Genomic DNA, 20,506 nt, shown 5'->3' with positions numbered 1-20,506 from the left:
CAGCCCCTTCGGGCTCAGGTCGGGTGGGCGACCGCGACCGGCACCAGCGGGTGCTCGCCCGAGAGGTCGGCCAGCGACGTCCACTCGCCCGCGCGCAGCCGCGGGAGCAGCGGCGTGACGGCGAACCCGCGCTTGACGGCGGTCGTCACGGGCGAGACCTCGGCCGAGTAGCCCAGCAGGATCGCCCCGACGATGCGCCCGTCCCGGATCACGAGCTTGCGGTACCGCGACCCGGATTCCTCGAGCGCGATGACGTCGTCGCCCGGCGACTCCTCGAACTCGCCGATCGAGGTCAGCTCGATCCCGACGACCTTCAGGACCGTGACGGGGATCGACCCCTCGTACCGCTTGGTCCTCCCCGTCCCGGCGCCGACCGCGTTGTCCGCCGCGATCGTCGCCTGCTCGACGGCCGCAGGCCACAGACCCGGAATGCCGCCGCCGTACTCCGCCACGTCCCCCGCGGCGAAGACGACCCGGTCCGAGGTGCGCATCCGGTCGTCGACCAGGACGCCGCGGGCGACGTCGAGCCCCGCGTCCCGGGCGAGGGCGACGTTCGGGTCGATGCCCGCAGCGACCACGAGGATGTCGGCGTTCAGCGTCCGGCCGTCCTTCAGCGTGATCGCGCGCAGCCGCTCGTCGCCGCTGACCGCAGCCGTCTCGGCACCGACCATGACGGCCAGCCCGAGGCCCTCCAGGTACTCGCGCAGCAGCTGTGACGAGCGTGCGTCGAGCTGCCGTCGCAGCAACCGGTCACCGCGTTCCAGGACCGCGGCCTGGACGCCGAGCTTCGACAGCGCGTACGCCGCCTCGAGCCCCAGGAGCCCGCCGCCGGCGACGGCCGCGCGCGTCGCCTCGTGGCGCTGCACGAACGCGCGTAGGTCGAGTGCGTCCGAGGCCGTCCGCAGGACCGTGGTCCCGGGCAGGCCGAACCCGTCGATGCGGGGGACGAGCGCCGACGAGCCCATCGCGAGGATCAGGCGGTCGTAGGACAGCACGTCGCCGGTCCCGAGCGTGACCGTCTTCGCCTGGCGGTCGATCCGCGTCGCACGCGTGTTGAGCCAGGTCGTGATCGCGTTGTCCTCGTACCACGCGTCCGGGTTCAGGTGCAGTCCCTGCATCGCCGAGCGCCCGTAGACCAGCCGCGCGATGCCCATGCGGTTGTAGAGCGGGTGCGGCTCGTCCGCCACGAGGTCGATCGTGCAGACCGGATGGCGGCGGCGGACGTGGTCGGCGGCGGTGACGCCGGCGATGCCGTTGCCGACGACGACGACGCGCTCGATGGAGCGGTCGTACTGGAAGCCGGCGATCTGGGAGGCGGTCTTCTGCTTCGGTCGCTCCGGGGTGAGCGCGACCTCGACCGGTCCGCTGACGCGCGCGCAGCAGGCCATGCGCGTGTTGTCCGCGTAGCCGAGCCGCTCCAGGGTCGAGCGCTCGTCGTCGGAGATCGCCGACAGGTTCTCCATGCCGCCCGTGACGCAGACGGGATCGGCGCCGCAGACGCCCATGCGGCAGCCGGACTCGATCTGCTTGCCCTGCGCCTCGGCGACCTCGAGCAGGGTCTGGCCCGCGGACACCGCGACGCTGACGTCGTCCCCCGCGAAGGCGACCTCCGGCGTCCCGGCGCCGAGCGTGCGCTGCGCGACGACGGACTTCTCCCCGGTGCCGTCCAGGGTGATGGCCGCGCCCCCGCCCCGGGCACCGGCGCCGGCCGGTTGCTGCTGTGCCGCGAACGCGCCCTCCTTGCGGTAGGTCTGGAGCACCCAGACCAGGGTGAGCGCGAGGATCGCAGCGTGCATGCCCCACTCGACGGCCGTGGGCGTGGCCCGCTCGGCGATCGCCTCGTAGGTGTTGGGCAGCCCGCACCAGTAGAAGAGGTTGAACGCCGCCGCCCCGAAGAGCGTCGTCAGCTTGTGGAGGCTGACTTTGGCGAACGTCTGGAGCAGCACGAACACGGCGATCGAGACGGCCGCGAAGCCGAGGAACCGCGCGTAGAGCTCGAGGACCGGCGTCGCGGGCGGCGCCTCGGTCGTGAAGAACGCGACGATCAGGCCCGGGAAGGCGGCGACGAAGAACCGGCGGTACCCGGCCCAGTACGGGTCCGGGTCGTTCAGGTCGGCCAGGTAGGCGACGCGCGGGTTGAAGTCGTAGCAGGACTTCGTGCAGCCGACGCACGGCTGGCAGTGCGAGTTGGCGACGAGCGCGAGCGGCGTCTGCCCGTAGATCCGCTGCACGGGCAGCAACGGGCAGAGGCTCGAGCACCAGCCGCTCTTGCCCTTCAGGAACATGCCGCCGACGAACGCCGCCGTCATCGCGCCGACCAGGAGCAGCGCCGTCGCCGGTCCGCTGTCGTCGAAGACGATCTTGCGCAGCGTGATGAAGGCGAAGAAGCCGGTGATCGCGATGACGTAGCCGTACTCCTTCAGCCACGCAGGGGCGGTGAGCGCCTTCGTCAGCCCCAGGACCCGGGGGGTCTGGTTGGAGGCGGCGAGCGGGCAGATGTTGCGCCAGAGTCCCGGGGCGACGAGGAACAGCATCGGCAGCGCCGGGATGATGAGCTTCCAGAAGATGAACAGGCCGGTGGCCTCGTCCACGACCAGCAGCACCGCGACGGCGAACGCGAACAGCAGCGAGCCCACGCGGATCGCCTGCCACGCCTTGAGCGGGACGCGGCTCGGGATCTGCGTGTAGTTGGGAAACGCCACGCGATCGGCCATGGGTCCGTTACCTCTCTCGGTGGGTCGTCGGACGGGTGGTCATCCGGAGAACGCGCCGACCTGCGCGGCTGACGCCCGCTGCCGGGCGGCGGCGATGCGCCCCAGGTCGCCCAGGAGGGCCTGGGCCAGCCGCGGGTGGCGCACCGCGAGCGCCTCGAACGCCTGCCAGGACAGGCGGATCGCCTCGCCGGGGCCGAGCGCGGTTACTGCGACGGCACGCGGCAGGCCGTCGAAGAAGGCAGCGTCGCCGAGCACCGCGGGCGCCTCGATGGGCGGACCGTCGGCGCCATCGACCGCCACGCGTCCGGCGACCAGCAGGTAGAAGGCCCGGTCCTCGGCCCCGGCCACCAGCACGGTGTCGCCCGCGCGGAAGCGGACCGTCGTGGTCTGCGCGAGCAGCTGCGCCCAGTCGGCTTCGCCCTGGTCGGCGAGGAAGCTGGTCGGGCCGGCCTGGAACGCGCCGTGCGGCACGGCGGGCGGACCGGAGTCCGGGTCCGTGCCCGACGGGTACTGGAAGAAGGAGGCGGCGTCCACGGCGCGCCAACCCTACCGCCGCGTTGTCAGCGCGCCAACCGCAATGTGGTCCGACGCGGGGCGCCGCCCGCGCGAGCGGCGGCCGCGTGGAGCCGGGGCCCTGTTCAGGCGGCGGCGACGGCGGTGCGGCTGCCGCTCGCGGCAGCCTCCGACGAGCGGATCGGCGCGGGCGTCAGGGCGCTCGCCACGATCACCATCAGGAAGGCGACGCTCTGGACGACGATGCCGAGCGCGGTGCCCGCCATCGGGTCGCCGAAGACGAGGATGCCGCCGGAGATGCCGGAGATGCTGGCCGCGGTGCCGGTGATTGCGATCACCGAGACGGCATCGCCGTCCTGCAGCGAGCGGGCCGAGGCGTAGAAGGCGGTGGCCGACGCGACGATGGCGACGAGCAGCCAGGGGCTGAGCAGGCCGATCATGCCGTTGAGGCCGATGACCTCGGTCAGGGCCTTCACGGCGACGTTGCAGACGCCGAAGAGGATGCCGGTGGCCGCGGCGAGCATGACGCCGTGGTGCTGCGCCGGCGCGCCGGTCCGCGGGCCGAGGATGAGCAGCCCGCCCATGCCGAGCAGGATGCCCTCGAAGACGACCAGGGCCTGCAGCGAGTAGCCGCCGCCGGCGCCGTGGCTCCCGGGCATCGTCAGGCCGAGCAGCGCAAGGCCGACGGCGGTCAGGCCGAGGCCCCACCACTGACGCTTGTCGACCGCGAAGCCGAAGATCTTGTCCGCCATGACGGCGATGAGCACGACGCCGCCGGACAGCACGACCTGGACCGTCGAGAGCGGTGCCATCGCGATCGCACCGACATGCAGGATCCAGCCGACGAATCCGAGGAGCATGCCGACCGCGAACCACTTCGAGCTCCAGAGCGACCGGGCGGTGCGAAGCGGGTGCTTCACGTCGACGGTCGGCACCTCGTTGCAGCCACGGTGCTTGTAGAAGAAGCCCAGGTTGGCTGCGACGGCGCAGAGAAGGGCGAGGACGAGTCCGATTTGTGTGCTCATAAAAGAGAGGAGGAGGGTCGCGCGCCTTCGCGGCGGGTCCTACGTGCGGATGGCGGGGGGACAACCCTCTTATCGGAGGTACTCCCCTTCACCTTGAAGGTCACGACCTCATTCGAGGGTACCGGGCTGCTCTCAGAATGGTGTCGGTCGTGGAGGATCGTCAGTCTCTTCTCGTAAATGCGGAGCAAACCAGCCCTTTTGGTGGACATAGACGGCGTGATCAGCCTGTTCGGATTCACACCGGACACCCGTCCACCCGGCGTCTGGGCACAGATTGAAGGTGTCCCCCACCTGCTTTCTTCGACTGCCGCCACGCACCTGCTGGACCTGCTGTCGGACTTCGATCCGGTCTGGTGCACCGGCTGGGAGGAGCGCGCCAACGATCACCTACCCGGATTGCTGGGTCTTGGACCGTGGCCGGTCATTCCGATCAAGAACAGTCGCGGTGCCGGCACCAGCGTCGCGGGCCACTGGAAGCTGGACGCGATCGACGCGTTCTGCGGGCCCGATCGGCCACTGGCGTGGATCGACGACTTCCTCGACGAGGCCTGCGAGCGGTGGGCTACGGCCCGTCCGGGGCCGACGCTGCTGGTCCCGACGCTGCCCGCTGCCGGCCTCACCGAGGTGGAGACCACCGCGCTGCACTCGTGGGCGCGAGACCTTTGAGCCCTCCGCCGCCCGCGGTTCGTGCGCTGACCGAACAAGCCGGTTGCCTCACGGCCTATCCGGTCGGTCGGCCGCCTCAGCCCGGTGCGGGGACGACTGCACCGTGCAGGACGACGGTCGTGTCCGTGTGGGACGGGATCAGCCGCAGCACGTCCCCGGGTCGCAGACGCCCGACCTCCCCGGTGATGCGACCGTGTTCGTCGCCCGCGACCGTCCAGGTCGCGTCCAGGCCGTCGACCTGCGGCAGGCCGAGGTCGCTGCTGATCGCGCGACTCCCCGCGTCGACGATGACCTCCCCCGGTCCGAGGACGGCGGTCACGGTCGTCAGGACGAACGCCGCCTGCGCGAACGCGACGCCGCCGATCTGCGCGTACGCGCGGTCCATCAGCGCGTAGGACCCCGGCTGGAGCTCGGTCACGCGCGGGTGCACGGCCGCCAGCGGCGCGGTCGCCGTCCCGGCGGTGGTGACGACGTCCAGGGCATGGCCGGCACCGGCCAGCACGTCCAGGACCGCGTCGAGCCGGGCCATGGCGCCTGCGTGCCCGTCGGCGCGGGCGACCGGGTCGGCGATCCCCTGCAGGTGGCCGTCGTAGCCCTGCACTCCTCTCATGCGTAGTGACGGGGCCGCGGCGATCGCGTCCGCGGCGGCCAGCGCCGCCGCCGGGGTCGGGGCGCCGCCCCGGTGCTGGCCCACGTCGACGTCGACGAGGACCGGCAGGACGACCCCCGCCCCGTCGGCGGCGGCCGCGAACGCCGCGGCCAGCTCCGGCGTGTGGACGACGACCGTCAGCGCACCCGCCCCTCCGAGCGCGACCGCGTCGGCGGCGCGCCCAGGCGGCAGGATCGTCGTCAGCAGCACGTCGCCGACACCCGCCTCCAGGAAGATCGCGGCCTCCGCGAGGGTCGCCACCCCCACCCCAACCGCCCCTGCCGTCAGCTGACGAGCAGCCACCCACGCCGCCCGATGCCCCTTCGCATGCGGCCGCAGAGCAACCCCATGCTCCCGAGCGAGCTCTTGCATCGCAACGATGTTTCCCTCGAGCACCTCGCCATCAGCCACCAACACCGGGGTCATCACACGGGAGCTCACACCCTCAGGCTAGGCGGGGAGTCGGCTGTGCCGCGGAGCCGCGTTCGTGAGCGAGCGAGGGTCGCATGGTCCACAGCGTGCCCCGCGAACCAGCGGCGTAGGGGCACGGCCGGGACCCCGCCGGGACACACACACCTCGCTGGACCAGCGTCGTAAGGCACGGCCGGGACCCCGCCGGATATGCCACCTCGCTGAACCAGCGCCACAACGACGAAGGGCCCGCGATGCGCGGGCCCTTCGGTCCTTCAGATCACTCCCTGACGACTAGGAGTCGCTCGGGATGTCCAGGTCCGCGAGCTCCTCCGCGAAGCCCGGGTCCGTGCCGCCGGCGCCGATCTCCTCGAGGGACGCGATGTCCTCCGAGAAGGCGGTGCCGAAGCCACCCAGGTCATCGGTGCCGGAGAGGCCGAGGATCTCGTCCGAGTCCAGCAGGCCGAGGTCGTCGACCGCGCGGGGCAGCGGCTCCGCCGGCTCGATCTCGATGCGGCGGTAGCGGCGCAGGCCGGTGGCCGCCGGGATGAGCTTGCCGATGATCACGTTCTCCTTGAGGCCGTTGAGGGTGTCCTTCTTGCCCTCGAGCGCCGCGTCGGTGAGGACCTTCGTCGTCTCCTGGAAGGAGGCGGCCGACAGGAACGAGTCCGTGTTCAGCGAGGCGTTCGTGATGCCGAGGATGATCTCCTCGTACTGGGCCTGCTCGCCCTTCTTCTTCTTGATGTCCGCGTTGGCCTTGTAGAACTCGTAGCGGTCCACGAACTGCCCCGGGAGGTAGTCGGTGTCGCCCTTCTGATCCACGCGGACCTTCTTGAGCATCTGGCGGACGATCAGCTCGACGTGCTTGTCGTTGATGTCCACGCCCTGGGACTTGTAAACGACCTGCACCTCCTTGACGAGGTACCGCTCGGTCTCCGTCCGGCCACGCAGGGCCAGGAGCTCGTGCGGGTACAGGGAGCCCTCGTTGAGCTGCTTGCCGGCCTCGACCTTGTCGCCGTCGCTGACGAACACGCGCGTGCGGCGGGGGAACGGGTAGCGGAACTCCTCGCCGGTGTCGTCGGTGATGACGACGGTCAGCGCCTTGTCCGTCTCCTCGATCCCGACCGTGCCGTCCTGCTCCGCGATCCGCGCGAGGCCCTTCGGCTTGCGGGCCTCGAACAGCTCCACGATGCGCGGCAGGCCGTGCGTGATGTCCGCGCCGGCGACGCCGCCGGTGTGGAACGTGCGCATGGTCAGCTGCGTGCCGGGCTCGCCGATCGACTGCGCGGCGATGATGCCGACCGCGTCGCCGATCTGGGCGGTGTTGCCCGACGCCATCGAGCGGCCGTAGCACGCCTGGCACACGCCGGTGATGGCGACGCACTTCAGCGTGGACCGCAGCGGCACGCGCGGGTTGGCACCCCCGTCGAGCTGCGACCGGTAGGCGACGCCGATAGCGGCGGCCTCCGGGCGATCGATCTCGCCGCCGGCGGGGACGATGACGACGGGCTTGCCGCCACCGGTCTCGTCGACGATGTCCAGCGCCGCGATGCGGCCGATCAGGTTGTCGTTGACCTCACCCGTGGGGGTGAAGACCTCGACGCCGATGTACTCGCCGGTCCCGCAATCGGGCTCGCGGATGATGACGTCCTGGGCGACGTCGACCAGACGGCGCGTCAGGTAGCCGGAGTCCGCCGTACGCAGGGCGGTGTCCGCGAGGCCCTTCCGGGCACCGTGGGTGGAGGTGAAGTACTCGAGGACGTCCAGGCCCTCCATGAAGTTCGCCTTCACCGGGCGCTCGATGATCTCGCCCTTCGGGTTGGCCATCAGGCCGCGCATGCCCGCCAGCTGGCGGATCTGCTTGAACGAGCCACGAGCGCCGGAGTTGGCCATCATGAAGATGGGGTTCAGCTCGTCGAAGAACTGCTCCATCTCGTTGGCGACCTCGTCGGTGCACTTGTTCCACTGCTCGACGACCATCTCGTGGCGCTCTTCCTGCGTGATGAGGCCCATGTCGTACTGCTCGTGGATCTCGGCCACGATGTCCTCGTACTTCTTGAGGACCTCGCCCTTGGTCGGCGGGATCACGACGTCGTTCTTGGCGATCGTGATGCCGGCCTTCGTCGCGTACTTGAAGCCGACGTCCTTGAACGCGTCCAGGACGAGGGCGATCGTCGACGGGCCGTGCCGCTGCACGAGGTCGTCGATCAGCTGCGTCGTGTCCTTCTTGCGCATCGACTTGTTGACGAAGAAGCGGTCCTCGTCGGTGAAGCGGCCACGGAGGGCCTCCTCGACCGAGCGCTCGATCGCATCGTTGTAGATGATGCGGCCGATCGTGGTCAGGATGTGCCCGTCGTCGGCGCCCGGGCGGCGGTACTCGGCCAGGCCGTGCAGCTTCACGATGCCGTGCTCGTAGGCCGTCTCGGCCTCCTGCGCGGTCCGGAAGGTGTGCGGGCGGTCCAGGTCCGTCGGCCACGCATCCTCGTCGCGCATCTGCTCGAGCTGCGAGAACGTCAGCTTCTCGCCCTTGCCCTCGGCGACGCGCTTCTTCTGCTCGTCGGCGCTGATGTCGTCGTACTCGGAGTACGTCAGGTAGTACGCGCCGAGCACCATGTCCTGCGACGGCGTGGCCAGCGGGGCGCCATGGGCCGGGGACAGGATGTTGTTGGCCGACAGCATCAGCAGCCGGGCCTCCGCCTGCGCCTCGGCGCTGAGCGGGAGGTGGACGGCCATCTGGTCGCCGTCGAAGTCGGCGTTGAACGCCGCGCAGACGAGCGGGTGGACCTGGATGGCCTTGCCCTCGACGAGCACGGGCTCGAACGCCTGGATGCCCAGGCGGTGGAGCGTCGGCGCGCGGTTGAGCAGCACCGGGTGCTCGTGGATGACCTGCTCGAGGACGTCCCAGACCTGCGGGATCATCGAGTCGACCATCTTCTTGGCGGCCTTGATGTTCTGCGCGTCCTTGCGCTCGACCAGCTGGGCCATGATGAACGGCTTGAACAGCTCGAGGGCCATCAGCTTCGGCAGACCGCACTGGTGCAGCTTCAGCGACGGGCCGGCGACGATCACCGAACGGCCGGAGTAGTCCACGCGCTTGCCGAGCAGGTTCTGGCGGAACCGGCCCTGCTTGCCCTTGAGCATGTCCGACAGCGACTTCAGCGGACGGTTGCCCGGCCCGGTGACGGGACGGCCACGGCGGCCGTTGTCGAACAGCGCGTCGACGGCCTCCTGCAGCATCCGCTTCTCGTTGTTGACGATGATCTCGGGGGCGCCGAGGTCGAGCAGGCGCTTCAGCCGGTTGTTCCGGTTGATGACGCGGCGGTAGAGGTCGTTCAGGTCGGAGGTCGCGAAGCGGCCGCCGTCCAGCTGGACCATCGGGCGCAGCTCCGGCGGGATGACCGGGACGGCGTCCAGGATCATCATCTCCGGCTTGTTGCCGGAGTTCAGGAACGCGGACAGCACCTTCAGGCGCTTGACCGAGCGGGCCTGCTTCTGGCCCTTGCCGTTCTTGACGATGTCCTCGAGGTCGACGCGCTCGTGCTCGGGGCACAGGCCCGGCATGTCCTGCGGGCGCAGGTCGTCGCCGGCCATGCGGTCGGGGTCGACCTTGCGCGGGGCCGCGTCGCGGTCGTACTCGGGCTTCTCGCGCAGGAGCTCGCGGATGAACTCCGCGCCCATGCCGCCGACGAAGTACTCGCCGAAGCCGAACGGCGAGCCGAAGCGGTGCTTCAGCTCACGGAAGAACGTCTCGTCCTGGATGATCAGCTTGGGCTGCAGCTGGTCCTTGTCGATCGCCTTGTCGACGTACTCGCTGAGCGGCCAGTCCTCGCCCTCGGCGGGCGGCTCGGCGGCCGGCTCGTCGGAGTTCGAGAACAGCTTCCAGACCTCCTTGAGGCGCTCGATCGCGTCCTCGTAGTAGGCCGAGGTGTCGTCGATGTCCGTCGCGAAGGTCTTCTTGACCTCGTTGGTGAGCTTCTTGCGCTCGTCGTCGGACAGCTTCTTGACGTTGATGTCCAGCGACTCCGCCCACAGGTGGTCGTCGTCGGTGAAGTCGCCCTGGGAGCCGTCGGCGAGGAACGCGAGGCGTGCCTCACGGCTGGTGCGCAGCTCGCCCGTGCGCTCCTGCTCCTCCGAGCGGAGGCGGGTGAGCTCGGCCTGCATCTCCTCGCGGAGCTTCGGGATGTCGCGCCAGCGGGCCTCCTGGTCCACCGACGTCACGATCGACGCGGCGAAGTACAGGATCTTCTCGAGCTCCTTGGGAGCCATGTCGAGCAGGTAGCCGATCCGCGACGGGACGCCCTTGAAGAACCAGATGTGGCTGACGGGGGCGGCCAGGTCGATGTGGCCCATCCGCTCACGGCGGACCTTGGACCGGGTGACCTCGACGCCGCAGCGCTCACAGACGATGCCCTTGTAGCGGACGCGCTTGTACTTGCCGCAGTAGCACTCCCAGTCCTTGGTCGGACCGAAGATGCGCTCGCAGAAGAGGCCGTCCTTCTCCGGCTTCAGCGTGCGGTAGTTGATGGTCTCCGGCTTGGTGACCTCACCGGAGGACCAGCTGCGGATCTGCTTGGAGGAGGCGAGACCGATCTCGATCGCGTCGAAGTTGTTGATATCGATCATGTACTAAGCCTCTTCCGTCTCGTCGGTTGCCGGCACTTCCACAGCGTCGCCCTCGGCGCTGTCGTCTGCGTCCGCCTCGGCCTCGGGGGCCGCGTCGGTCTGCTGCTCGTCGGCCGCGTCGTCCACGACCGCCGCCCGCACGCCCGAGAGGTCGATGCCGAGCTCCTCCGCCGCGCGGAGCAGGTCGTCGTCCTCGTCGTGCATCTCGGCCCGCGTGCCCTCTTCCGAGACCACGTTCACGTCCAGGCCGAGGGACTGCATCTCCTTCAGGAGCACCTTGAAGGACTCCGGGATCGACGGCTCGGCGATGTTCTCGCCCTTGACGATCGCCTCGTACGCCTTCACGCGGCCGACCGTGTCGTCGGACTTGATCGTGAGCATCTCCTGCAGGGTGTAGGCCGCGCCGTACGCCTCGAGGGCCCAGACCTCCATCTCGCCGAAGCGCTGGCCGCCGAACTGCGCCTTGCCGCCCAGCGGCTGCTGGGTGACGAGCGAGTAGGGGCCGGTCGAGCGCGCGTGGATCTTGTCGTCCACGAGGTGCAGGAGCTTCAGGATGTACATGTAGCCGACCGTGACCATCTGGTCGAACGGCTCACCGGTGCGGCCGTTGTACAGCCGGAACTTGCCGGCCGCCTTCGTGCCGTCGCGGCGTGACTCGTCCACGTCCATGCGGATCGGGCCGCCGGCCTTGATGTGGTCGCGCTGCCAGTTGACGAGCGCGTTGTCCACGTCCGTCACCGAGGCGCCGTCGAACACGGGCGTCGCCGTGTAGACCTTGCCCTGGCCGTGGGAGAAGCCCTTCTCCGGGTCGTCGTACCAGCCCTCGGCGGCGGCCCACCCGAGGTGGACCTCCAGGAGCTGACCGACGTTCATCCGGGACGGGACGCCCAGCGGGTTGAGGATGACGTCGACCGGCGTGCCGTCCTCCATGAACGGCATGTCGTGGTCGTCGACGATCTTCGAGATGACGCCCTTGTTGCCGTGGCGGCCGGCGAGCTTGTCGCCCTCGGAGATCTTGCGCTTCTTCGCGACGAAGACGCGGACCAGGTCGTTGACGCCCGGCGGCAGGTCGTCGCCGTTCTCGCGGCTGAAGGTCATGACGTCGATGACGACGCCGCCCTCGCCGTGGGGCACCTTCAGCGAGGTGTCACGGACCTCGCGCGCCTTCTCCTTGAAGATCGCGCGGATCAGCTTCTCCTCGGCGGTGAGCTCGGTCTCGCCCTTGGGCGTGACCTTGCCGACCAGGAGGTCGCCGGACGTGACCTCGGCGCCGATGCGGACGATGCCGCGGTCGTCGAGGTTGCGGAGCGACTCCTCCGAGCGGTTCGGAATGTCGCGGGTGATCTCCTCGTCGCCGAGCTTCGTGGTGCGGGCGTCGATCTCGTACTCCTCGATGTGGATCGAGGTGAGCTCGTCGTCCTTCACGAGCCGCTTCGAGAGGATGATCGCGTCCTCGAAGTTGTAGCCCTCCCAGGACATGAAGGCGACGCGCAGGTTCTTGCCGAGCGCCATCTCGCCGTGGTCGGAGGCCGAGCCGTCCGCCAGCAGCTCGCCCTTGGCCACCTTGTCGCCCGTGTTCACGCGCGGCTTCTGGTGGATGAGGGTGCCCTGGTTGGAGCGCATGAACTTCTGCAGCTCGTACTCCTTGCGCTCGTCACCCGCGGGGTTCTCGAGGATGATCGAGGTCGCGTCGACGTGCGTGATCTCGCCGTCGAACGCGGCGAGCAGGATGTCGCCGGTGTCGTGCGCGGCGCGCTTCTCCATGCCGGTGCCGACGACCGGGGCGTCCGGCACGAGCAGCGGGACGGCCTGGCGCTGCATGTTCGAGCCCATGAGGGCGCGGTTCGCATCATCGTGCTCGAGGAACGGGATCATCGCCGTGGCGACGGACCAGATCTGCTCGGGGGACACGTCCATCAGCTCGACGTCGCCGGGCTGGACCGTGACGTACTGACCCGCCTGGGTCCGGCAGATGATGTCGGTGCCGATCAGCTTGCCGTTCTCGTCGACGGGCGTGTCCGCCTGCGCGATGAGGCGGATCTCCTCCTGGGTGGCGTCGAGGCGGACGATCTCGTCCGTCTTCACGCCGTCCTTGACGACCCGGTAGGGCGTCGTGACGAAGCCGTGCTCGGAGACCTGCGCGTAGCTCGAGAGCGAGCCGATCAGGCCGATGTTCGGTCCCTCGGGGGTCTCGATCGGGCACATCCGGCCGTAGTGGGTCGGGTGGACGTCGCGGACCTCGATGGGTGCGCGCTCACGGGTCAGGCCGCCGGCGCCGAGGGCGCTGAGGCGACGCCGGTGGGTCAGGCCCGCCAGCGAGTTCGTCTGGTCCATGAACTGCGACAGCTGGCTCGACCCGAAGAACTCCTTCTGGGCGGCCACGACCGGGCGGATGTTCACGATCGTCTGCGGCGTGATCGTGTCCTCGTCCTCCGTCGTGAGGCGCTCGCGGACGACGCGCTCCATGCGGTAGAGGCCGATGCGGAAGGCCTCCTGGATGAGCTCGCCGACGGTGCGCAGGCGGCGGTTGCCGAAGTGCTCGTACTCGTCGAGGTGCTCGTCGACGGGCTCGCGCGGCATGGACGCGGCCTCGGCGGCGTAGTCCTTGATCTCCACCTCGCCGTCCTCGGGGATGCCGAGGATGCGCGGCAGGGACACGAGCTCGCGCACGAGGGCGTGGATGTCGCCGTGCGTCAGCTGGCGCGTGTCGAGGTCGATGTCGAGGCCCAGGCGCGCGTTCAGCTTGTAACGGCCGACGCGGGTCAGGTCGTAGCGCTTGGGGTCGAAGAACAGCTGCTGCAGCAGGGCGTAGGCCGCGTCGACGGACGGCGGCTCGCCGGGGCGCTGCTTCTTGAAGAGCTCGATGAGCGCGCCCTTCTTGGTCTTCGTGACCTCGGGGTCGCCCTCGACGGTGTTGCGGATGTAGAGCGAGTTCTCGAACAGCTCGATGATCTCGGCGTCGAGCTTGGCGATGTCGTCCTCGGACTCCTCGCCCGAGTCGGACTCGGGGTCGTACGCCATCGCGCGCAGCAGCACGGTGACCGGCAGCTTGCGCTTGCGGTCGATGCGGACGAAGACCTTGCCCTTCTTGTCGATCTCGAGCTCGAGCCACGAGCCGCGGGCCGGCATCAGGTTCGCGATGAAGACCTGCTTCTCGCGGTCCTTCGGCTCCATCAGGTACGCGCCCGGCGAACGGACCAGCTGCGTGACGACGACGCGCTCGGTGCCGTTGATGATGAACGTGCCGCGCTCGGTCATCCAGGCGAAGTCGCCCATGAAGACCGACTGCTCGCGGATCTCGCCCGTCTCGTGGTTGATGAACGCGACCGTGACCGTGAGCGGCCGCGAGTAGGTCAGGTCCTTCTCGCGGCACTCCTCGATGGTCGCCGCCGGCTCGTCGAAGTGGAAGTCGCCGAAGTTGACGGCGAGATGCCCGGTGTAGTCCTCGATCGGGGAGATGTCGTCGATCGTCTCGCGGAGCCCCCCCTTCTCGGTGTCGACCAACCAGTCGAACGACTTCTTCTGGATGTCGATCAGGTTGGGGACTTCGACGGACTTGTCCAAGCGCGCGAAGGTACGGCGCTTGCGGGGGGCGTCAACACGAGGCACGACGGGCGACTCCTCATTGGGGTCGAAAGGGAGGACGTTCATGGTTCCGCCGACGAGGGCAAAACGCGACCGTCCAAGATAGCACAGCAAGCTGCTGCCCTCGGGGAGGGCGGATCGACGCTCACGGACCCCGTTCCGTGCGATCCGCGTATGTGGCGCGGGCGCGTGCTGCTGGAGCGGCTACGGCTATCGGTCGATCACGGTCGAGGATAGCGCGCCGGCCCCTTCGCGGCTAGGGCGTGCTGCTCACTCGAACGTGCCGGGAACGCAAAAAGCCGGGGGCCGCCGGCCGGTGGACGCGCGGGTTGCGCGACCACCGGCCATGGCAGGCCCCCGGCGGGAACTCAGGGCCGGGCGCCAAAGCGCCCGGTCTGGCTCACGCCCGCTTGATCGACACCTTCTTGGTCGCGGCCTTCTTCTTGGCCGTCGCCTTCTTCACCGGTGCCTTCTTGAACTTGATCGTCTGCGTGACCTTGCGGCCGTCGCGGCCGGTGACGATGAACTTCGCCCGCTTCAGCGTCTTGAACGCCTTCGCGGTGATCACCAGGTTGCCCGTCTTGGCGGCCTTCACCGCGTACTTCTTCGAGGCGACCTTGCGGTTGGTCATCGTCTTGATCTGCACGGTGCCGACACACGCCGGGCCGCCCTTGAGGCAGGCGACGCGGACCGTGGCCTTGAGGCCGCGGACCAGGACCGTGCTGCCGCTGACCCGGGCGCGCCCGGAGCGGTTGAGCAGGGAGCTGCCGCCGACGACGACGGTCGCGGACGAGCTGTTGTTCGCGGCGTTGCTGTCGGGGCTGGTCGTGCTGACCGTGCCCGTGTTGATGATCCGGTCGGTGCCGGTCGCCGGACCGGTGCGGTCGTTCAGGCACAGCAGGCCGACACGTGCGTTCAGCGGAGCCCCGGTGGGGTTGTAGAACTTGAACGTGCGGGCCTTCGGGCGGGGGTCGTTGCCGAGCGGGACGAGGCCCGGATCGATGGACCAGTCGCCGACGATGCCCTTGGCGTTGTCACCGCAGATGACCTCGACCTCGGCCGTCTGGCCGGGAGCGACGGTGATCGTCTTGGTGCGGCGCTCGAGACCGAGCGTGTGCGTGTGGCCGTTCACCACGGTCACGTTCTGGTCCAGGCAGCGGACCGAGAAGGTCGCGGCGCCGTCGGCCACGAACGTCCAGCCGGTGCCACCAGGCGTGGGCTCGGAGGTCAGGATCCGGCCGGTGCCGAGTCCGTCCCAACCCGGCTGGATCGGCGTCTTGCCCGGGCCACACTCGATGGTGGTGGACGGGCGCCCGTTGACGACCCCGGTCGTCGTGGACACCGGGTCGGTCACGATCACGTCGTGCGAGTGGCCGGCCTCGTTGGAGGTGCTCGAGCTCAGGCAGACCCCGAAGACCTTCGCCTGGGCACGGCCGGTCGCGTCGTTGCGGACGGTCGCGGTGTAGCCGGAGGGCGACGTGCCCTTCTGGGTGATGACCTGCACCGAGCCGAGGTCGCCCGTGCCCTGGTCGACCGCGTCGGTCCGGAGCGAGCCGTCGGTCAGGACGAAGCCGGGACCGCAGTCGATGCTCACCGTGCGGGTCTGGCCCGGATCGATGTCGACCTGGTTCTCGACCTTGTTCACCGTGAACTGGTGATCGTGGGCCGAGACGCCGCCCGGGAGGGCGGAGACCTTCGCGGTGATCTTGATCGTCGCCGTGGCGCCGGGAGCAAGCGTCCCCACGTTGCAGGTGACGACACCGGCGGCCTGCGTGCAGTTCGGCCCGGTGACGCTCTGGAACGTCACGCCGGCGGGCAGGGTGTCCTTGACGACGACACCGTTGGCGGGCTCGTTGCCGTTGTTCCGGGCGACGAGGGTGTAGACGATCGTGTCGCCCGAGATCGGCGTCGCGTTGTCGACGGTCTTGACGATCGACACATCGGCGTTGGCGCCGACCGGGGTCGTCACCGTCGAGGTGTTGTTGCCCGGGTTCGGGTCGATCGACGTCCCGGTGACCGTCGCCGTGTTGACGACGTCGCCGGTGGTGGCCGTGACGGCGACCGTGATGGTCACCTGGCGGCTGTCACCGCTCGGGATGTCGCCGAGCGCGCAGGTCACGATGCCGCCGCTCTCGGTGCACCCGTTGGAAGCCGACACGAAGGTCGTCCCCGCCGGGATGCTGTCGGTCACGACCGCGCCGGTGGCGGTGTCGGGGCCCGTGTTGGTCACGTTGAGCGTGTAGACCAGGTTGGTGCCGGTCGTGGCCGTGGCGGAACCGGCCGTCTTGACGACGCCGAGGTCGGCGTTGTTGGGGGCCGTGACCGGGGTGGTCGTCGTGCCGGTGTTGTTGCCCGGGTCCGGATCCGGCTCGGCGCCGCCGACACCCGCGTTGTTGGTGACGTCGGTGCCGCCCGTGACGGTGCCGGTCACCTCCACCGTGTACTCGGCGCCCGCAGCGAGGCTGCCGGCGAGGCAGGTGAGCTCACCCGCGACGATGTCGCACTGGGCCGGCTTGTTGGTCGTCACGTTCGACAGGTTCGTCGGCAGCGCGTCCTTGACGACGATCGCGGTGCCGTCCGAGGGGCCGTTGTTCTTCACCGTGATGCGGTAGGTGATCTGGCCGCCGACGCTCACCGAGGCGGGCGGGGCGGGGGCGATGACCTCCTTGGTCAGCGCCAGGTCGACGCCGGTGATGGCGACGGTCGAGGTCGCCGTGTTGTTGCCGGGCGTCGGGTCGTTCTGCTGCGCGGACGCCGTCGCCGTGTTGGTGATCGAGCGGGTCGCTCCATCGGCTTCGGCGCGGACCGTCACGACGATCGTCTTGGAGGCACCCGAGGCGAGCGTGCCGACGGCGCACCCGAGGGTGCCGGTCGGCGGCGTGAAGACGCAACCGCCGTCGTTGCTGATGTAGGTGAACTCACCCGGGATCGCGTCGCTGATCGCCACGGAGGTGGCGGGCGACGGGCCGAGGTTCGTGACCTTGAGGGTGAAGGTGAGCTGCTCGCCGATGTTGACCGGGCTCTTTGACGCGGTCTTCTCGAGCCTGATGTCGGCGATGTCCGTCGCCGGCGAGGTGTCGGTCGACTGGTTGTTGCCCAGCTTGGAGTCGCCGCCGCCCGAGACCGTCGCGGTGTTGGGGAGCGGGGTGTTGATCGGCGTGCCGGGGTTGACGTTCACCGTGACGACGATGTCGTCGTAGGCAAGGTTGATCCCCAGCGCGTCGGTGCGGGTGCAGGTGACCGTGGTCGCCGTCGAGGCGCCGCAGTTCCAGTTCGGCGCGTTGATGTTGGCGACCGTCAGGTTGGACGGGAGCGGGTCGCTGATGGTGACGGTGCCGCTGGTCGGGGCATCGCCGATGTTGCGCGTCTTCAGCGTGTAGGCCGACGTGCCGCCGATGACGAAGGCGGCGCCGGTCCGGGCCTTGTTGATCGTCAGGTCCGGCGCGGCGACGACCTGCGTCTGAGCGGTGCTGACCGCGGTCAGCGGCGTGGCGGTCGTCTGCGAGAAGAAGCTCGCGGTCGCGGTGTTCGTCAGCTGCGTGCCGGACGGGACCGGGAACGTGGCCGGACCGTTGACCTTCACCTTGAACGTCAGCGAGTACGTGTTGCCGGGCATCACGTTGCCGCCCGTGTTCTGGTTCGATCCGACGCCGAGCCGCGCGACGACGCGGTTGTTGCCCGCCTCGAACTCGGCACGGTCGTTGTCCGTGGCATCCGAGGCACCGCCGGTGCTGGCGCCAGAGGGGTTGCTGATGACGATCGAGCCGGGGACGAAGGTGGTGTTGGCCGGGATCGGGTCGCGGAGCACGAAGCCCGTGGCGCCGTCCAGGCCGTTGTTCTTGCCCGTGACCGTGTAGGTCAGGACGTCGCCCTGCAGGACGTCGCCGCCGTTGTCGTCCGTGACCGTCTTGGTCTGGTCGATCTTCGGCGCGTAGATCTCGGTGGCGAACGTGATGACGCCGGGGATGAAGACGTCACCCACCGTGCTGACGGTGATGTTCGCGCTGGTGGCGTTGTTGGCGAGCACGCCGTTGGCCGGCGTGAACGCGACGTCCATGCCCATCTGGTTGGCGTAGTTGGGGTTCTTGTTGCCGACGAGCGAGCCGTCGCGGCTGATGCGTGAGTTGAAGAAGTTGTCGGCCGGGTGCTGCGCGTCGCCCAGGGTCGTGGTGTTCAGGCGCGCCGAGTCGCCGACGAGGCCGTGGTCGCCCTCGTACGTGATGAAGCCGAGCTCGGTCTTGACCTGGCCCTGCGGCGGGGTCAGGAAGCCGGACACGGGGATGGTCACGGACTGGCCGTTGGTGACCGACCTGAGGCCGTCGAAGACGGTCAGGTTGCGCGCAGGCTGCGCGGTGTCGCGGTAGGCGATGACCAGCGACCAGCCGGCGTAGTGGTCGGCGCCGGTGGTGGCCTGGACGTCGCCGACCGAGTAGGTGCCGTTGCCGGCCGCGGCGACGAGGCTCGTGACGTCCTTGAAGGCCTGGAAGCGCGCGGGGTTGGCGGTGGAGGTGATGAAGTCCGTCGCGTTGTTGGCGGCGACCAGCTGCTGGTACGAGCCGCCGGGGACCTTGAAGTCGACGGTGTTGCGGGCCGCCAGGAGGGCGTTGGAGCCGCCCGAGGCGTCGCCGGCCCAGTAGAGCCCCGCGAACAGCACCTGGGCGCCGGCGGGGAGCGACAGCTGGGCCGTGGACGAGTTCAGCGTCGTCGCCGGGTCGCCGTCGGTGTCGACGAACGCCATGTTGAAGTTGTTGTTGTACGCGTCGTTCGCAGCGGACGTCGGCCCCACCTGCTGGGCTGTCGCACAGGGGACGCTCGCCCCGTTCCCGTTGGAGCTGGACCCGGGCGGACACGTCATCAGCGTGTTGGCGATCGCGAGGATGTCGCCGGTGTCGTTCGTCTGGAAGCGCTTCGAGAAGTTCTGGTCGGCTGAAGCCGACGCGGTGAGCAGCCCTAGCGCTGCGACGGTTGCGATGAGCGCCGCGGTGACCCACCGGACGACAGACGTGCCTGATCCCATGGCAGCGATTATCAGTCGAGCGCCACGGTGCCGTACTCATCTGCCCGGACAGCATCGGAATCCGTCCTATAAGCCGATTGGGTGAGCCGCGCATCATCCGATCGGATAGGCCCCGAAGTTCGCGGCGGAACGACAGAGGGGCGCCCGTGGGCGCCCCTCTGACAACTCGTGATTCAGGCGCGCCCGTGCGGGCGCAGCCGGTTACTTCAGCTCGACGCTTCCGCCGGCCTCTTCCAGCTCGGCCTTGAGCTTCTCGGCCTCGTCCTTCTCCAGGCCTTCCTTGATCGGCTTCGGCGCCTCGTCGACGAGGGCCTTCGCCTCCTTCAGGCCAAGGCCGGTCGCCGCGCGGACGACCTTGATGACCTGGATCTTCTTGTCGCCGGCCGCGGTGAGGATGACGTCACGCGTGGTGGACTCCTCCTCGGCCGCGCCGCCGGCGTCGCCGCCGCCGCCCGCGGGCGCCGCAGCGGCCACGGCCGTCGCGGAGACGCCGAACTCCTCTTCGAGCGCCTTGATGCGCTCAGACAGCTCGAGCACGGAGATGCTCTTCAGCTCTTCGATCCATTCAGCGGTGGTGCTCATGTGTTTCAGTCCTCCTGGGGGGTCGTGTCAGTGGTATCGGCCGCATCGGCGGCAGGTGCGTCAACGGCCGGAGCCACATCTGCGGGAGCTTCTTCGGCGGCCGGAGCCGCCTCTTCTGCGGCGGGAGCAGCGGCCGGGGCCGGTGCATCGCCAGACGGAATCTCGCCCGACTCCTTCTTCTCGCGCACGCCGTCGAGCGCGATCGCCAGACCACCGATGAGCCCGTTGAGGCTCCGGGCCAGGCCCGAGATCGGGGATGCGACGAGACCGACGAGCTGCTGGTAGAGCACCTCGCGGGTCGGGAGCTTCGAGAGCGCCGTGATCTGGTCGGCGTCGAGCGCCTCCCCGTTCAGGACGCCACCCTTGAAGGCGAGGAACGTCGTCGCCTTCTGGGCGTCGGCGAGCGCCTTCGCGGCCGCGGCGACATCGCCACGGACGAACGCGAGTGCGGTCGGACCGGACAGGAGCGCCTTCAGGGCCTCGGTCTCGGTCTGCGTTGCCGCACGCTCCGTCAGCGTGTTCTTCACGACGCGCAGCGAGGCGTCGGACTCGGCCAGCTTGGTGCGCAGCTCGGCGATCTGCGCAACGGTGATCCCGCGGTAGTCCACGGCGAAGATCGCCTCGGACTCCTGGATCTGGCCGACGATCTCTTCGATCGCCGCGGCTTTCTGCTCTCTGTTCATGAGCCTCCTGTCGCGGGCTTAGCAGCCCGGCGCACCGT

General features: G+C 69.3%; 9 protein-coding genes and 2 pseudogenes. 1 reads left to right on the top strand and 10 read right to left on the bottom strand.

The annotated features are described in order from the left end of the window. Positions 1-14: 14 nt before the first annotated feature. The 3 genes from DSM112329_RS06465 to DSM112329_RS06455 form a co-directional block, all read right to left on the bottom strand. On the bottom strand, positions 15-2,714 hold the full coding sequence (locus tag DSM112329_RS06465; protein ID WP_354700993.1) for an FAD-dependent oxidoreductase: 2,700 nt from the start codon (positions 2,712-2,714) through the stop codon (positions 15-17). Positions 2,715-2,753: 39 nt separating this feature from the next. Then, complete coding sequence (locus tag DSM112329_RS06460; RefSeq protein WP_354700992.1) at positions 2,754-3,248, bottom strand: cyclic nucleotide-binding domain-containing protein; 495 nt, start codon at positions 3,246-3,248, stop codon at positions 2,754-2,756. Between the two features lie 104 nt (positions 3,249-3,352). Then, the gene (locus tag DSM112329_RS06455; protein WP_354700991.1) at positions 3,353-4,252 is read right to left on the bottom strand and encodes a hypothetical protein; all 900 of its coding nucleotides are present in this window, start codon (positions 4,250-4,252) and stop codon (positions 3,353-3,355) included. A gap of 216 nt (positions 4,253-4,468) precedes the next feature. Here DSM112329_RS06455 and DSM112329_RS06450 point away from each other — a divergent pair, with 216 nt between their 5' ends. Beyond that, complete coding sequence (locus DSM112329_RS06450; RefSeq protein ID WP_354700990.1) at positions 4,469-4,918, top strand: hypothetical protein; 450 nt, start codon at positions 4,469-4,471, stop codon at positions 4,916-4,918. 76 nt (positions 4,919-4,994) lie between these two features. On the opposite strand, the gene DSM112329_RS06445 is transcribed toward DSM112329_RS06450, so the two are convergent. The 7 genes and pseudogenes from DSM112329_RS06445 to rplJ form a co-directional block, all read right to left on the bottom strand. Next, the gene (locus DSM112329_RS06445) at positions 4,995-5,993 is read right to left on the bottom strand and encodes an alanine racemase (protein ID WP_354702448.1); all 999 of its coding nucleotides are present in this window, start codon (positions 5,991-5,993) and stop codon (positions 4,995-4,997) included. A 477-nt stretch (positions 5,994-6,470) separates the two neighbouring features. Further along, a pseudogene (rpoC, locus tag DSM112329_RS06440) lies at positions 6,471-9,755 on the bottom strand (DNA-directed RNA polymerase subunit beta'); the annotation flags it as partial. 399 nt (positions 9,756-10,154) lie between these two features. Continuing rightward, positions 10,155-10,601 (bottom strand): annotated as a pseudogene (locus DSM112329_RS06435) (DNA-directed RNA polymerase subunit beta'); the annotation flags it as partial. A 3-nt stretch (positions 10,602-10,604) separates the two neighbouring features. Further along, positions 10,605-14,252, bottom strand: coding sequence for a DNA-directed RNA polymerase subunit beta (locus DSM112329_RS06430; RefSeq protein ID WP_354700989.1), 3,648 nt, complete (start codon positions 14,250-14,252; stop codon positions 10,605-10,607). 334 nt (positions 14,253-14,586) lie between these two features. After that, positions 14,587-19,203, bottom strand: coding sequence for a hypothetical protein (locus tag DSM112329_RS06425; protein WP_354700988.1), 4,617 nt, complete (start codon positions 19,201-19,203; stop codon positions 14,587-14,589). 201 nt (positions 19,204-19,404) lie between these two features. Beyond that, on the bottom strand, positions 19,405-19,785 hold the full coding sequence (gene rplL, locus DSM112329_RS06420) for a 50S ribosomal protein L7/L12 (protein WP_254572201.1): 381 nt from the start codon (positions 19,783-19,785) through the stop codon (positions 19,405-19,407). A gap of 5 nt (positions 19,786-19,790) precedes the next feature. Beyond that, positions 19,791-20,468 (bottom strand): 50S ribosomal protein L10, encoded by a 678-nt coding sequence (gene rplJ / locus DSM112329_RS06415; RefSeq protein ID WP_354700987.1) that lies wholly within the window; start codon positions 20,466-20,468, stop codon positions 19,791-19,793. Positions 20,469-20,506: the final 38 nt, after the last annotated feature.

The organism is Paraconexibacter sp. AEG42_29 (genome assembly GCF_040581415.1).
GTDB lineage: Bacteria > Actinomycetota > Thermoleophilia > Solirubrobacterales > Solirubrobacteraceae > Paraconexibacter.
The sequence above is the reverse complement of the archived record's forward strand: the minus strand, read 5'-3'. Positions and strand labels throughout refer to the sequence as shown.

Bases quoted from the DNA above. Each gene is read 5' to 3' on its own strand.
- DSM112329_RS06465 (WP_354700993.1), bottom strand. From the start codon at position 2,714: ATGGCCGATCGCGTGGCGTTTCCCAACTACACGCAGATCCCGAGCCGC.
- DSM112329_RS06455 (WP_354700991.1), bottom strand. From the start codon at position 4,252: ATGAGCACACAAATCGGACTCGTCCTCGCCCTTCTCTGCGCCGTCGCA.
- DSM112329_RS06445 (WP_354702448.1), bottom strand. From the start codon at position 5,993: ATGACCCCGGTGTTGGTGGCTGATGGCGAGGTGCTCGAGGGAAACATC.
- DSM112329_RS06430 (WP_354700989.1), bottom strand. From the start codon at position 14,252: ATGAACGTCCTCCCTTTCGACCCCAATGAGGAGTCGCCCGTCGTGCCT.
- DSM112329_RS06425 (WP_354700988.1), bottom strand. From the start codon at position 19,203: ATGGGATCAGGCACGTCTGTCGTCCGGTGGGTCACCGCGGCGCTCATC.
- rplL (WP_254572201.1), bottom strand. From the start codon at position 19,785: ATGAGCACCACCGCTGAATGGATCGAAGAGCTGAAGAGCATCTCCGTG.
- rplJ (WP_354700987.1), bottom strand. From the start codon at position 20,468: ATGAACAGAGAGCAGAAAGCCGCGGCGATCGAAGAGATCGTCGGCCAG.